Genomic DNA, 13,912 nt, shown 5'->3' with positions numbered 1-13,912 from the left:
GAGGGAGACTTCCCTCATGAAAGGAAACTATGACATTTAAATCAGGCTTTGTAGCCATTTTAGGACGTCCCAATGTCGGGAAGTCAACTTTTTTGAACCACGTCATGGGGCAAAAAATTGCCATCATGAGTGATAAGGCGCAGACAACGCGTAATAAGATTATGGGAATCTACACGACCGATAAGGAACAGATTGTCTTTATCGATACCCCAGGGATTCACAAACCCAAGACAGCGCTTGGAGACTTCATGGTGGAGTCGGCCTATAGCACTCTTCGAGAAGTGGATACCGTTCTCTTTATGGTGCCAGCAGACGAGCCACGTGGTAAAGGCGATGACATGATCATCGAGCGCCTCAAGGCTGCTAAGGTACCGGTTATTCTGGTGGTCAACAAGATCGACAAGGTGCACCCTGACCAACTCTTGGCGCAAATCGATGACTTCCGTAGTCAGATGGATTTCAAGGAAATTGTGCCGATTTCAGCCCTTCAAGGAAACAATGTTTCGCATTTGATTGATATTTTGAGCGAAAACTTAGAAGAAGGTTTCCAATATTTCCCTGCTGACCAAATCACTGACCATCCAGAGCGTTTCTTGGTCTCTGAAATGATCCGTGAGAAGGTCTTGCATTTAACGCGGGAAGAAATTCCTCACTCTGTTGCAGTAGTCGTGGATTCTATGAAGCGGGATGAAGAGACAGATAAGGTCCATATCCGTGCAACCATCATGGTCGAGCGCGATAGCCAAAAAGGCATTGTCATCGGAAAAGGTGGCGCCATGCTCAAGAAAATCGGAACCCTTGCGCGTAAGGATATCGAGCTCATGCTAGGGGACAAGGTCTTCCTAGAAACTTGGGTCAAGGTCAAGAAAAATTGGCGGGATAAGAAATTGGATCTTGCTGATTTCGGATACAACGAAAAAGAATATTAATAAGAGGTGGGCAGAAGCCTGCTTCTTGTTTTTGAAAGGAGTTCTATGCCTGAATTACCAGAAGTAGAGACTGTCCGACGCGGTCTTGAGAAATTAATTCTTGGAAAAACCATCCAGTCAGTGGAAGTAAAGTATACAAAGATGATTCAGACGGATCTGGATGCTTTTCGTCAAGATCTCCCAGGTCAAGAAATTCTGGCTATGGGGCGCCGCGGGAAATACCTCTTGTTTTATCTGAAGGATCTGGTCCTCATCTCGCATTTGCGGATGGAAGGCAAGTATTTCTTTTATCCAGACGAAGTCCCTTTTCGCAAGCACGCCCATATCTTCTTTCACTTTACAGATGGCAGCACCCTGGTCTATGAAGATGTCCGCAAGTTTGGGACCATGGAAGTCTTAGTACCTGAGCTTGTAGACAGCTACTTTTTGGCGAAAAAGATTGGTCCAGAACCAACAGAATCAGATTTTAAAGGGCCAGCCTTCCAAGCAGCTCTTAAAAAATCAAAGAAACCCATTAAATCAGCTCTTTTAGACCAAAAATTAGTGGCTGGTCTGGGCAATATCTATGTAGATGAGGTCCTTTATCGAGCCAAGGTTCATCCAGCCCGTTTGGGTCAAAGCTTGACTGCTGGAGAAGCTAAAGCCGTTCGCAAAGAAACGATTGCTGTGCTTGCCCAAGCTGTTGAAAAGGGTGGCTCCACCATTCGCTCTTATAGCAATGCCTTCGGAGAGGATGGCACCATGCAGGAGGAACACCAGGTCTATGGAAAAACAGGCCATCCTTGTTTACGCTGCGGGACACCGATTGAGAAAATCCAGCTGGGGGGACGCGGAACCCATTTTTGCCCGCACTGTCAAAAGGAGAACTAGATGGCAAGAATCATTGGATTAACAGGAGGGATTGCTTCAGGAAAGTCCACTGTCACCTCCTATTTGAGAGAAAAAGGTTATCCTGTCATTGATGCTGATCGAGTGGTCCGTGACTTGCAGGCACCAGGAGGAGCCCTTTACCGTGTCCTAGTAGATCATTTTGGTAGAGAGATCCTTACCAAAGAAGGAGAGCTGGATCGCGTCGCTCTAGGTCAACGGATTTTTTCAGATCCTAGTGAACGAGACTGGTCCAATCGCGTCCAAGGCCAGCTCATTCGTGAGGCTTTGGCAGATGCAAGAGACAGGCAAGCAGCTCAATCCGATCTCTTTTTTATGGATATTCCCCTCTTGATCGAGCAAGGCTATGAAGAGTGGTTTGAAGCCGTATGGTTGGTGGCTGTATCAAAAGAAACTCAGCTCAAACGTTTGATGGAACGCAACCACTTGTCAGAAATACAGGCTCAAGAGCGCATTGCGTCTCAAATGCCACTAGAAGAAAAAAGAACCCATGCAGATCTGGTCTTAGACAATAATGAGGATCTAGCTGCTCTCTATGCCCAATTAGATAGAGCCTTAGAACAATTAGAAAGAAGATGATTTTATCACAAGAGAAGTCAATTGGCGTAAAAATCTATGGATCGCCTGGATCGGATGCTTTTTCATCGGAGCCAGTCTTTCATTAGTTGTGCCGTTTATGGCCCTCTTTGTAGAAGAGTTGGGTGTTACGGGCAAGGCTGTTCCTTTTTATGCTGGGATTGCCGTCGCGAGTTCTTCTGTAACCTCTGCGATCATGTCTCCTATCTGGGGGAGCCTGGCCGACCGCTATGGTCGAAAACCCATGATGCTCAGGGCTTCTATTGCTATGACCCTGACCATGGGAGGGATTGCCTTTGTGCCATCCGTCTTTTGGCTCTTGGTTTTGCGCTTTCTCAACGGTGTCTTTTCAGGCTTTGTCCCTAATAGTACAGCCTTGATTGCCAGTCAAGTCCCAAAGGACCAATCAGGCTATGCCCTGGGGACTTTGTCGACCGGTGTCGTAGCTGGAACCTTGATGGGGCCTTTGCTTGGGGGACTCATTGCTGAAAATCTGGGAATGCGCAATGTCTTTCTTTTGGTAGGATGTTTCTTATTTCTAGTGTCCCTTTTAACCTTTTGGGGCATCGAGGAAGACTATGAGCCCCTGCCAAAAGAAGAACAAAAATCCAGTTGGCAGTTGCTCATGTCCATTCAGCAAAAGGATATTCTCTTAGGCCTCTTTTTGACCAGTATGACCATTCAAATGATCGCCCAATCTATTTCTCCAATCTTGCCTCTTTATGTGCGAGCTTTAGGGCAAAGAGATAACTTGATTTTTGTATCGGGGATGATTGTTTCGGCTATGGGGATATCTAGTATGCTCTTTTCAGGTTGGATGGGTAAACTCGGGGACCGAATCGGGAATCACCGGCTCTTATTGCTGGCTCTTCTCTATAGTGGCTGTCTCTATCTCCTCTGCGCTCAGGCCCAAACGCCCCTGCAATTAGGAATCTTACGTTTTCTCTTTGGAGTTGGGACCGGAGCCTTATTGCCAGGAGTTTCCGCTTTGTTAAATCGCTTAACTCCTCCTGAAGGGATCTCTCGGATTTTTAGCTACAACCAGCTCTTTTATTATCTGGGTGGGGTGTTCGGTCCGATGATGGGATCGAGTATTTTCATGCATTTTGGCTATCATTGGGTCTTTTACGGAACAGCCCTTTTGGCCTTTACTGATTTAATGTTCCTCTTATTCTTATTTAGAAAGTATTTGAAAGTGAGAGAGATACGTGCGAATTAAAGTTCAATTGACCTGCACCAGCTGTGGGAGTCAGAATTATTTGACCAGTAAAAATACCAAGACCCATCCTGAGAAGATCGAGGTCTTGAAGTATTGTCCCAAGGAAAGAAAAGTAACCTTACATATTGAATCAAAATGATTTTCGTGGTATAATAGTGAAGATTTTAAGGAGTTTTGAATATGAGCGGAGCATTAACAACTATTTTACTAGTATTATCAGCATTGATTATTATCGCAATTTTTATGCAACCAACTAAAAACCAATCGAGCAACGTCTTTGACGCTAGCTCAAATGACTTGTTTGAACGTTCAAAAGCGCGTGGTTTTGAAGCCGTGATGCAGCGTTTGACAGCCATTATGATCTTCTTTTGGTTATTGATCGCGATGATCTTAATGGTACTTTCTAGTAGATAAGATAGGCTCAGACAATGTCTTTGCCTATTTTTATTTTGCAAAACGATGATTATAAAATTAGATAGAAAAAAGGAGGCTGGATAACCAGTAAAAAATCAATGAAAACAGATATAAAAGAATATTTACAAGAGCATGGCAAAGTCCAGATCAATGATTTAGCAGCTGCTCTAGGAAAGGAAGGGTCTAAGGATTTCCGTGAGTTGGTCAAGACCATCTCTCTGATGGAACGCCGTCATGAGTTAAAATTTGAGGATGATGGCTCCCTGTGCTTATCCCAAAAGAAGGCGCCAGCAATTACCCTCAAGGGCACCTTTCACGCCCATAAAAATGGCTTTGGTTTTGTCAGTTTAGAGGGCGAAGAAGAGGACCTCTTTGTTGGACGAAATGATGTCTATCATGCCATCGATGGGGATACCGTTGAGATCGTCATCACCAAGGTTGCAGACCGAAACAAGGGAACTGCAGCTGAGGCCAAGATTATTGATGTCTTGGAACATAGTCTTAAAACGGTAGTCGGACAAATCGTCCTGGACGAGGAAAAGCCAAAATATGCCGGCTATATTCGTTCGAAAAATCAAAAGATCAGTCAGCTGATCTATGTGAAGAAGCCAGCCATCCAATTAGAAGGTACCGAAATTCTCAAGGTTGAAATTGACCAATACCCGAGCCGTAAGCACAATTATTTTGTAGCGACTGTACGCGATGTGGTAGGTCATGTGACAGATCCAGGCATTGATGTCTTAGAAGTGTTGGAATCTATGGATATCGTCTCAGAATTTCCTGAGGAAGTTTTGAAAGAAGCCGAGCAGGTTCCAGATGCACCGTCTGAAAAGGATATAGAAGGACGCTTGGATCTGCGAGAGGAGATCACCTTCACGATTGATGGGGCAGATGCCAAAGACTTGGATGATGCTGTTCATATCAAGCTACTCAAGAACGGCAACTTTGAGCTGGGGGTTCACATCGCAGATGTCTCTTATTACGTTACAGAAGGCTCAGCTCTTGATAAGGAAGCTCTAAATCGTGCAACCTCTGTCTATGTGACCGACCGAGTAGTGCCCATGCTTCCAGAACGCTTGTCCAATGGGATCTGTTCTTTAAATCCGAATGTAGACCGCCTGACCCAGTCTGCCATCATGGAGATTGATCCTCATGGAAAGGTCGTCAAGCATACCATTACCCAAACAGTGATCAATACAACCTTCCGAATGACCTATAGCGACGTCAATGATATCTTAGCGGGAGACGAAGATAAAGCTCAAGAATTTAAGAAAATTGTCCCAAGTATTCATCAAATGGCGACCTTGCATGGTATTCTAGAAAGCATGCGGATTCGCCGAGGAGCCCTCAATTTTGATACCAATGAGGCTAAAATATTAGTCAATAAAGAAGGAAAACCAGTTGATATCGTCCTCCGTCAAAGAGGAATTGCGGAGCGGATGATTGAGTCCTTTATGTTGATTGCCAATGAAACGGTGGCGGAGCACTTTACGCGACTGAAATTGCCGTTCATCTACCGGATCCACGAAGATCCAAAGGCAGAAAAAGTACAGAAGTTTATCGATTATGCTTCTAGCTTTGGGATCCAGATCTACGGAACGGCTAGTGAGATGAGCCAAGAAGCCCTGCAAGAAATCATGCGCAAGGTTGAAGGAGAACCTTATGCAGATGTCCTTTCGATGATGTTGTTGCGCTCGATGCAACAGGCCCGTTACTCAGAGCACAACCATGGCCACTATGGGCTCGCTGCGGAGTATTATACTCACTTTACCAGTCCCATTCGTCGTTATCCGGACCTCATGGTTCATCGAATGGTGCGCGCATACGGAAAATCTCAAGAAGCGGCTGAACACTTTGAACAAGTCCTTCCAGACATTGCCAGCCAATCCTCTAGTCGAGAGCGCCGGGCTATTGACGCCGAGCGCGAAGTAGAGGCTATGAAAAAGGCCGAATACATGGAAGACTATGTTGGGGAAGAGTACGATGCCGTGGTTTCCAGTGTGGTGAAATTTGGCCTCTTTGTGGAGTTGCCAAATACAGTTGAAGGCTTGATCCATATTACCAATCTCCCTGAATTCTACCATTTTAACGAAAGAGATCTCACCCTTCGTGGGGAAAAATCCGGAGTGACCTTCCGTGTCGGTCAGCAGATCCGGATCAAGGTAGAAAGAGCTGACAAGATGACCGGAGAGATTGATTTCTCCTACATTCCGAGTGAATGGGATGTCGTTGAAAAAGGACTCAAGGCCAAGGGGCGTGATCGCGATAGCAATCGCAGAGAACGTAGACGCAAGGAGAAAAAAGCTTCTAAGAGTTCGTCTATCAGAAGAGACGAAAAACGGAAAGATGCTTCTCCTAAATCCAAAAAGAAAAAAGGAAAGAAACCTTTTTACAAGGAAGTAGCAAAGAAAGGAGCCAAACATGGCAAAGGGCGAAGGAAAGGTAGTCGCGCAAAATAAAAAGGCGAGACACGACTACACCATCGTGGATACGATTGAAGCAGGGATGGTCCTGACAGGAACAGAGATCAAAAGTGTCCGTGCAGCACGCATTAACTTGAAAGATGGCTTTGCACAAGTAAAAAATGGTGAGGTTTGGCTCAGTAATGTGCATATTGCCCCTTATGAGGAAGGAAATATCTGGAACCAAGATCCAGATCGTCGCCGCAAGCTCCTGCTTCACAAAAAGCAAATCCAAAAGCTGGACCAAGAAACCAAAGGAACTGGGATGACCCTGGTGCCATTGAAAGTCTATCTTAAAGACGGTTATGCCAAATTGCTTTTGGGACTTGCCAAAGGGAAACATGATTATGACAAGCGCGAATCCATCAAACGTCGGGAACAAAACCGAGACATCGCACGGGTCATGAAGCAATACAATACACGGTAATCAAAAAGCAGTTTTGAAACTTGTTTCAGAACTGCTTTTTTCTTAGAGACGGCCTCTTCTTTTTCGAACTTGTCAAGAGCTTCTTTTTTCTGTATGATAAAGGTACTGAAAGAAAAAGGAGAAGCTATATGACTCAAAAATTGATTGCCTACAAGCGCATGCCCCTCTGGAACAAGGATACCATGCCAGAAGCCCTCCGACACAAACACAATACTAAGGTGGGGACCTGGGGGAAGATTACGGTTCTAAAAGGTCAGTTAAGATTTATTGAATTGACAGAAGATGGGGAAGAAATCGCTAGCCATATCTTTGAAGCTGGAGCCGAGAACCCCATGGTAGAACCCCAAGCCTGGCACCGTGTCGAAGCTGCAACAGACGATGTGGAGTGGTACTTAGAATTTTACTGTGAGCCAAAAGACTATTTTCCCAAAAAGTACAACACCAATCCTGTCCATTCAGAAGTGTTAGAAGCAGTGAAGATTGTTCCAGCTGGAAAGGCACTGGATCTAGGATGCGGGCAAGGTCGCAATGCTCTCTTTTTAGCCCAACATGGCTTTGACGTGACAGCCGTGGATCAAAATGAACTGGCTCTTGAAATCTTGCAAAGCATTGTCGCTGAGGAAGATCTAGAAATGCCTGTGGGACTCTATGATATCAATGCTGCAGCCCTCACCCAACACTATGATTTGATTGTGTCAACGGTAGTTTTCATGTTTCTAGAGGCTGATCGGATTCCAGCTATCATCCGAAATATGCAGGAACAGACCAATCCAGGTGGTTACAATCTGATTGTCTGTGCCATGGATACGGATGATTATCCCTGCCAGGTGCCCTTCTCCTTTACCTTTAAAGAAGGGGAACTGGCGGAGTATTATAAGGATTGGGAATTGGTTAAGTACAACGAAAATCCCGGCCATCTTCATCGACGAGATGAGAACGGCAATCGAATCCAACTTCGATTTGCAACCATGTTAGCAAAGAAAAAGGAATAGAATGGAAGCGAGACAATAGGATCTCGCTTTTTTGATCTCGGCTGAAGAATCTACACAAGGAGATTTTGTCCTTCCTTACTTGCCAAAAAGAAAAACCTTCTCCACGAAAGTTGGAAAAGGTTGGCTAGCTTAGTTCCAGCTAGTAAAATCTGAGACACTAAGAATGATGGTTGCAATCTCGATTGGATCTTCCTTAGATCCAGATTCTAGCCAGGTCACAATCACAGATTCGATTGTAGCAATGAAAATCTCAAGGCCATATTTGTAGGGAACCTGGAAGTCTGAGATGATGTGCTCCTCAGCATGGGGAGTATCGTCTAATGCATGAAGGGTAAAACCTCTTACCAATTTACGAAAGTCCGAATAGCAGGCTTGAGTGAGGGCGTATATAAAGTCATAGTTTTCTTTAATGGTCGTTAAGACATTGAGAAAATTCACCTTGACAGGGCTTCCTTCAACAAAAAGACTATCCAATTCTTGCACCATATCCATTTTCATTTGTTCGAACATGTCGTATTTATCTACATAATGCAAGTAGAAGGTCCCGCGGTTGATCCCAGCGGTTTCTGTCAATTGTCGAATCGTAATGCTTTCAAAAGGTTGCTGCAGTAGCAGTTTTGAAAGCGCGTCTCTCAAATCGGCCTTGGTTGTCGTTTGTCTTTGTCGTGCCATATGTTCCTTTCTATTGTTGTATGAGTCTGTTTCTATTTATTTGACGTTGAAATAATTTACAGGTTAAATAATTTCACGCCACTAACAAATAGCATTATACTCTAAAAAGATAAATCAGACAACTTTTCCAATTTTTGAAAGGCTTGTAAAAGTATGTAAAAAAATCACAAGTTTATGACTGGCGGGGCTCGGCAAGAATTTGTGAAAATATCACAATAATTAGTGATTTAAAATAATTCCCTTCTAAAAAAATGGTCAGGAAATTTTTAGGAAAAGAATAAACAAGATGGAGAAAGTGACCTGAGAAACAAAAGAAACCAGCACCATTCAAAGTGCTGGTTTTCCTTATTTGATAAAGGTTGTTACAATTAAATGAAGATTCAAGATGGTCAGGACAATTGCGACTAGATAGCCTAAGAGGGTATTCCATTTGGCATTGACGTGTTCTCCCATGATATCTTTATTGGAGGTGAAATAAACCAAGGGGAAGATAGAGAAGGGGAGGGCTGCTGATAGAAAGACCTGAGAATAGACCAGCAGGTCGTCCAAGACATGTTCCTGGTCTCCAAATAAAATCGCAACGATGATGACTGGAAGGAGAGCAATGATGCGGGTCATAAGACGGACCAACCATTGTGGCAGTCGGAATTTTAGGAAACCTTCCATAACAATTTGACCGGTTAGGGTACCAGTAATGGTTGAGTTTTGACCACTAGCTAACAAAGCGATGGCAAAGAGTGTGGACAGAAAAGGACTGGCAATAGCTCCTGCAATCTGGTTATCCTTGAGAGCATCGTACATGCTAGAGAAAGCACCGATCTTGTCACCGTGTCCGAAGAAGAGGGCGGCCCCAAGAATCAAGAGCAGGGAGTTGACGACAAAGGCCAAACTTAATTCGATATTGGAATCCCAGGTCATAAAACGCACCGCACGCTTGATGTCCGCTGGATCGTTGTAATCGACTTTTCGTGTTTGAGAGATCGAAGAGTGGAGGTAGAGGTTGTGGGGCATTACCGTTGCCCCGATGATTCCTAATGCCAAGGTCAAGGCTTCATTTCCCTTTGGAAGCCCGATTCCGACTACTTCTTTTTGAGGGAGAAAGCCGGCGAAGATTCCTCCGATATCTGGCTTCGATAGGAAGACTAGGTAGCCGAAAATTGCGAGGATCGTTAGGATCAAGGTTGAAACGATAGCTTCGATCTTACGAAAGCCCAGATGCATGAGGCCTAGGAGAAGGAAGACATCAAAGATGGTGATGAGGATGGAAAAGAGTAAGGGCCAACCAAAGAGAAGGTGGAGGGCAATCCCTGATCCGATGACCTCAGCTAAATCTGTTGCCATTAAAGCTAGCTCGATCACAAGCCAAAGAGTATAGCGAAGCCATTTGGGTAAGTGATGGGCGGTCGTTTGGGCCAGATCTTTGCGATGGACAATCCCTAGTTTACCAGCCATTTGTTGTAACTGCATGGCGATTAAAGAAGAGAGGAGAACCACCGATAAAAGGAGATACCGATACTGTGCTCCTCCAACGACACTGGTGATCCAGTTCCCCGGATCCATATAGCCGACTGCTACGAGACTACCTGGTCCTGAAAAGAGCAGGAGGGCCTTCCAAAAGGGGATTCCTTTTGGAACATCAATAGATTGATTGATTTCTTGAAGTGATTTCCTTTCAAACTGTTGTAAACTCACAATGAGCCTTCTTTCTAACAATAACTAAAATTTGTTTCTCATTATAGCATAAAATTGACAATCATTCATGATTCTAAGGGATCTTGCAAATCTTTGATCTCCCTATTCCTTTGAGATCTAGAAGAAAAGGACTATAATATAGATAGAAACTACAGGAGGAAAGAGAAAATGGCCTACATCGAAATGAAACATTGTTACAAGCGATACAAGAGTGGAGAGACAGAGATTCTCGCCAATCAGGATGTTTCTTTTGAGATTGAGCAAGGAGAATTGGTCATCATTTTAGGAGCTTCAGGTGCTGGTAAATCAACGGTTCTCAATATCTTAGGAGGGATGGACACCAACGATGAAGGCCAGGTTTTGATTGATGGTGTGGATATTGCTAAGCTTAATCCCCATCAAAGAACGGATTATCGGCGGGATGATGTTGGCTTTGTTTTTCAATTTTATAATTTAGTGGCCAATCTAACAGCTAAGGAAAATGTCGAGTTGGCATCAGAAATTGTTTCTGATGCTCTAGATCCAGAAACCGTATTAAAAGAAGTAGGACTTGGAAATCGTCTGCATAATTTTCCAGCCCAATTGTCAGGTGGAGAGCAACAACGGGTGGCGATTGCTCGGGCAGTGGCGAAAAACCCTAAAATTCTCCTTTGCGATGAGCCGACGGGAGCATTGGATTACCAGACAGGGAAGCAAGTATTGGGGATTTTACAGGATATGTCTCGAAAAAAAGGAGCGACGGTCATCATCGTAACCCATAATGCTGCTCTAGCTCCAATTGCGGACCGAGTCATTCGCATGCACGATGCAAAGGTTCAGTCAGTCGAAGTCAATGAGGCCCCTCAAGATATTGCGACACTAGAATATTAGAAGAGGTGGAAGCATGAAACGAAAAGTATATTGGAAAGACCTCTTTCATTCTTTTACTGAGTCAAAAGGGCGTTTCCTTTCCATCTTAACCTTGATGATGCTAGGAAGTTTAGCCTTGGTTGGCTTGAAAGTGACTACTCCAAACATGCATCGAACCGCTAACCAGTTTATCCAGCAAGAAGAGATGCTGGATCTTGCTGTCATGGGAGACTTGGGATTAGATCAAGCGGATCAAGAAGAGCTGGAAGGACTCAGTGGGACCCGTGTCGAATTTGGCTCTCTGACGGATGTGACAGTGGAAGGAACAGGGAGGGCTATTCGGCTCTTTTCTCCTCCAAAGAGCATTTCGTCCTTTCGTGTGACCAAGGGGCGTCTGCCAAAGAAAGAAGAAGAACTGGCCCTAGCTAGTTTTTGGTCCGGTCGCTATCAGATTGGAGATCGATTTACGGTTGAAGAAAAGGTTGGAGAGAAGTCTGTTTTAAAGAGAAAGCACTTTACTATTGTTGGCTTTGTTCAATCATCTGAAATGTGGTCTCAGAAAAATTTAGGCAGTGCAAGGAGTGGAAGTGGAAATCTAGATGCCTATGCTCTAGTTTCAAAAGAAGTTTTCACGAATAAACTGCCTGTGATAGCGCGTATTCTGTTTGATGATCTGAAATCGTTGGATTCTTTTTCACCAGCCTACCAAAAACAACTCCAAGTCCATCAAGAGGACATAGAAAAGCGGCTGAAAGATAATGGAAAGGCTCGCTACCAAAGACTCAATCAGGCGGCTGATACAGAGATCCAAAAGGGGCAAAAGGAACTTAGTCGTGCTAAAGATACACTTCAAATAGCTAAGTCCCAAATCGATCAGGGTCAAAAACAATTAGACTTGCAAGAGGCCCAGCTAAGTAAACTAGGTCCATTCCTACCAGCTCAGCAACAAGCAAGCAGTCAAGAAAAGATCCAGCAAGCTAAAGCAGAGCTGGATCAGAAAAAGAAAGAATGGACAAGCGGTCAAACTGAGCTTGCACAAAAAGAGGAAGAGTTGCTCCAGGCCCAAAGGGATCTGGAGCAACTAGAAATCCCATCCTACCACGTCTATGATCGCAAGACCATGCCTGGTGGGCAAGGATACCTCATGTATAGCAATGCTAGTAGTAGCATCTCTGCCGTCGGAAATATATTTCCTGTGGTCCTTTATCTAGTAGCAGCCATGGTCACCTTTACCACGATGACACGCTTTGTCGATGAAGAGCGGACCAATGCAGGCATTTTTAAAGCGCTAGGTTATCGTACCAAGGACATCGTTCTCAAATTTGTCCTCTATGGATTTTTTGCAGGAACCATCGGGATGCTTCTGGGAAACTTGCTAGGCCATTATTTCCTATCAGGCATTATTTCCAAGATTATAACACAAGGAATGGTCATTGGGGACAGCAAAGAATATTTTTATGCAAATATGACTCTCATGGCTCTCGGCCTGTCCCTTGTAGCCAGTGTTCTTCCAGCTTATTGGGTGTCTCGTAAGGAATTAAAAGAAGAAGCCAATCTTCTCTTGCTTCCGAAACCACCCGTTTCAGGCTCTCAGATTTTCCTAGAGCGTATTGGTTTTATCTGGAAACGACTGAGTTTCACTCACAAGGTTACTGCTCGCAATCTCTTTCGTTACAAACTACGGATGCTGATGACCATTTTTGGTGTGGCAGGTTCGGTTGCTCTTCTCTTTGCAGGCCTTGGCATTCAATCCTCTGTAAGAGGAGTTCCAAATCGGCAATTTCAAGAAATCTTGTCTTATGAGCTGATTGTGGCCAAAAAAACCAACGCTTCTCCCCAAGAAAGCAAGGAACTAACCAATCGTCTAGCAAAATCAGATATCAAAAATTATCAATCTCTCTATAGCCAGCTGCTTGAAGCTTCTCTTAAAGGTGGTCGAGACAAGCAAAGCATTACCATGATGGTGACGGATCGAGCAGATTTATCGCCCTTTGTAACCCTGGGTTCTCTCCACAAAGGGGACCCCTTGTCTCTAAAGAAAGGGGTTATCATCAGCAGCAAACTAGCACAACTTGCAGGGGTTACGGATGGGGATCGATTAACGATAGACGGTCATTCTTTCAAGGTGGCAGGGATCACTGAAAATTATGTCGGACACTTTATCTATATGGATCAGACAAATTATCAAAAAATATACGGAAAGAAGGCTCCTGAAAATAGCTATTTGGTGCAGTTGCAAGATCCGTCTCAACAAGAAGTACAAGCTGTGAGTCGAGATATGATGTCTCTTGCAGCTGTTAAGGGAGTCAGTCAGAACGCTTCGATGATTTCGCTGTTTACCTCTGTTGCCAAATCTTTGGATAAAACCATGATGATCCTGGTGGTGGTATCGATCTTGCTAGCTATTGTGATCTTGTACAACTTAACCCATATCAATGTGGCAGAACGAATCCGGGAATTGTCAACCATTAAGGTCTTAGGTTTTCACAATAAGGAAGTGACGCTTTATATCTACCGAGAGACCATCTTATTGTCCATCATAGGGATTCTGCTAGGGTTAGGAGGGGGCTACTATCTTCATCAATTCCTTATTGCCATGATTGCACCTGATGCCATTCTCTTTTATCCCCATGTGGGACTGGGTGTCTACTTCTTCCCTGTTGGAGGGATTGTCCTTCTCCTGATCCTGTTAGGAATCTATGTCGACTATTACCTCCGGAAAGTGGACATGCTCGAAGCTCTCAAATCAGTAGACTAAGATACAAAGCCGTTTAGCAACTCAAAGGAAAATA

The 13,912-nt window shown here is 44.2% G+C and carries 13 protein-coding genes; 11 read left to right on the top strand and 2 right to left on the bottom strand.

Annotated features, from left to right (window positions below; genetic code table 11):
* Positions 1-29: 29 nt before the first annotated feature.
* The 9 genes from era to tehB all read left to right on the top strand — a co-directional run bounded on the left by era (position 30) and on the right by tehB (position 7,907).
* Positions 30-929 (top strand): GTPase Era, encoded by a 900-nt coding sequence (era, locus tag QM830_RS05425; RefSeq protein WP_016465947.1) that lies wholly within the window; start codon positions 30-32, stop codon positions 927-929.
* Between the two features lie 45 nt (positions 930-974).
* On the top strand, positions 975-1,799 hold the full coding sequence (gene mutM, locus QM830_RS05420; protein WP_414325899.1) for a DNA-formamidopyrimidine glycosylase: 825 nt from the start codon (positions 975-977) through the stop codon (positions 1,797-1,799).
* Positions 1,800-2,396, top strand: a complete 597-nt coding sequence (coaE, locus tag QM830_RS05415; RefSeq protein ID WP_414325898.1) for a dephospho-CoA kinase — start codon at positions 1,800-1,802, stop codon at positions 2,394-2,396.
* 97 nt (positions 2,397-2,493) lie between these two features.
* A complete protein-coding gene (locus QM830_RS05410) occupies positions 2,494-3,612 on the top strand; it encodes a multidrug efflux MFS transporter (RefSeq protein ID WP_414325897.1) in 1,119 nt (372 codons plus the stop codon).
* Positions 3,602-3,751 carry a 50S ribosomal protein L33 gene (gene rpmG, locus QM830_RS05405; RefSeq protein ID WP_003005699.1) on the top strand — a complete coding sequence of 50 codons (150 nt, stop codon included), beginning with the start codon at positions 3,602-3,604 and terminating at the stop codon, positions 3,749-3,751. The genes QM830_RS05410 and rpmG overlap by 11 nt, the downstream gene beginning before the upstream one ends.
* A 41-nt stretch (positions 3,752-3,792) precedes the next feature.
* Positions 3,793-4,026, top strand: a complete 234-nt coding sequence (gene secG / locus QM830_RS05400; protein WP_414325896.1) for a preprotein translocase subunit SecG — start codon at positions 3,793-3,795, stop codon at positions 4,024-4,026.
* Positions 4,027-4,124: 98 nt separating this feature from the next.
* A complete protein-coding gene (gene rnr / locus QM830_RS05395; RefSeq protein ID WP_414325895.1) occupies positions 4,125-6,485 on the top strand; it encodes a ribonuclease R in 2,361 nt (786 codons plus the stop codon).
* Entirely contained in the window at positions 6,448-6,915 is a 468-nt protein-coding gene (gene smpB / locus QM830_RS05390; protein WP_009731435.1) for an SsrA-binding protein SmpB, read from the top strand. Before rnr ends, smpB begins: the two co-directional genes overlap by 38 nt.
* Before the next feature lie 128 nt (positions 6,916-7,043).
* A complete protein-coding gene (gene tehB, locus QM830_RS05385) occupies positions 7,044-7,907 on the top strand; it encodes an SAM-dependent methyltransferase TehB (RefSeq protein ID WP_009731434.1) in 864 nt (287 codons plus the stop codon).
* Positions 7,908-8,036: 129 nt separating this feature from the next.
* Here the strand turns inward: tehB and QM830_RS05380 are convergent, their stop codons facing one another.
* On the bottom strand, positions 8,037-8,579 hold the full coding sequence (locus QM830_RS05380; RefSeq protein ID WP_009731433.1) for a TetR/AcrR family transcriptional regulator: 543 nt from the start codon (positions 8,577-8,579) through the stop codon (positions 8,037-8,039).
* Between the two features lie 345 nt (positions 8,580-8,924).
* Positions 8,925-10,271 carry an Nramp family divalent metal transporter gene (locus QM830_RS05375; protein ID WP_414325894.1) on the bottom strand — a complete coding sequence of 449 codons (1,347 nt, stop codon included), beginning with the start codon at positions 10,269-10,271 and terminating at the stop codon, positions 8,925-8,927.
* 168 nt (positions 10,272-10,439) lie between these two features.
* On the opposite strand from QM830_RS05375, the gene QM830_RS05370 reads away from it, so the two are divergent.
* On the top strand, positions 10,440-11,141 hold the full coding sequence (locus QM830_RS05370) for an ABC transporter ATP-binding protein (RefSeq protein ID WP_414325893.1): 702 nt from the start codon (positions 10,440-10,442) through the stop codon (positions 11,139-11,141).
* Between the two features lie 13 nt (positions 11,142-11,154).
* The gene (locus tag QM830_RS05365; RefSeq protein WP_414325892.1) at positions 11,155-13,878 is read left to right on the top strand and encodes an FtsX-like permease family protein; all 2,724 of its coding nucleotides are present in this window, start codon (positions 11,155-11,157) and stop codon (positions 13,876-13,878) included.
* Positions 13,879-13,912: the final 34 nt, after the last annotated feature.

The organism is Streptococcus sp. OMI750, assembly GCF_047463895.1.
In the GTDB taxonomy this organism is placed as follows: Bacteria; Bacillota; Bacilli; order Lactobacillales; family Streptococcaceae; genus Streptococcus.
The sequence above is the reverse complement of the archived record's forward strand: the minus strand, read 5'-3'. Positions and strand labels throughout refer to the sequence as shown.

What these genes read in the sequence shown, in the direction of transcription:
- era (WP_016465947.1), top strand. Translation starts at nt 30, where the DNA reads ATGACATTTAAATCAGGCTTTGTAGCCATTTTAGGACGTCCCAATGTC.
- mutM (WP_414325899.1), top strand. Translation starts at nt 975, where the DNA reads ATGCCTGAATTACCAGAAGTAGAGACTGTCCGACGCGGTCTTGAGAAA.
- coaE (WP_414325898.1), top strand. Translation starts at nt 1,800, where the DNA reads ATGGCAAGAATCATTGGATTAACAGGAGGGATTGCTTCAGGAAAGTCC.
- QM830_RS05410 (WP_414325897.1), top strand. Translation starts at nt 2,494, where the DNA reads ATGGCCCTCTTTGTAGAAGAGTTGGGTGTTACGGGCAAGGCTGTTCCT.
- secG (WP_414325896.1), top strand. Translation starts at nt 3,793, where the DNA reads ATGAGCGGAGCATTAACAACTATTTTACTAGTATTATCAGCATTGATT.
- rnr (WP_414325895.1), top strand. Translation starts at nt 4,125, where the DNA reads ATGAAAACAGATATAAAAGAATATTTACAAGAGCATGGCAAAGTCCAG.
- smpB (WP_009731435.1), top strand. Translation starts at nt 6,448, where the DNA reads ATGGCAAAGGGCGAAGGAAAGGTAGTCGCGCAAAATAAAAAGGCGAGA.
- tehB (WP_009731434.1), top strand. Translation starts at nt 7,044, where the DNA reads ATGACTCAAAAATTGATTGCCTACAAGCGCATGCCCCTCTGGAACAAG.
- QM830_RS05380 (WP_009731433.1), bottom strand. Translation starts at nt 8,579, where the DNA reads ATGGCACGACAAAGACAAACGACAACCAAGGCCGATTTGAGAGACGCG.
- QM830_RS05370 (WP_414325893.1), top strand. Translation starts at nt 10,440, where the DNA reads ATGGCCTACATCGAAATGAAACATTGTTACAAGCGATACAAGAGTGGA.
- QM830_RS05365 (WP_414325892.1), top strand. Translation starts at nt 11,155, where the DNA reads ATGAAACGAAAAGTATATTGGAAAGACCTCTTTCATTCTTTTACTGAG.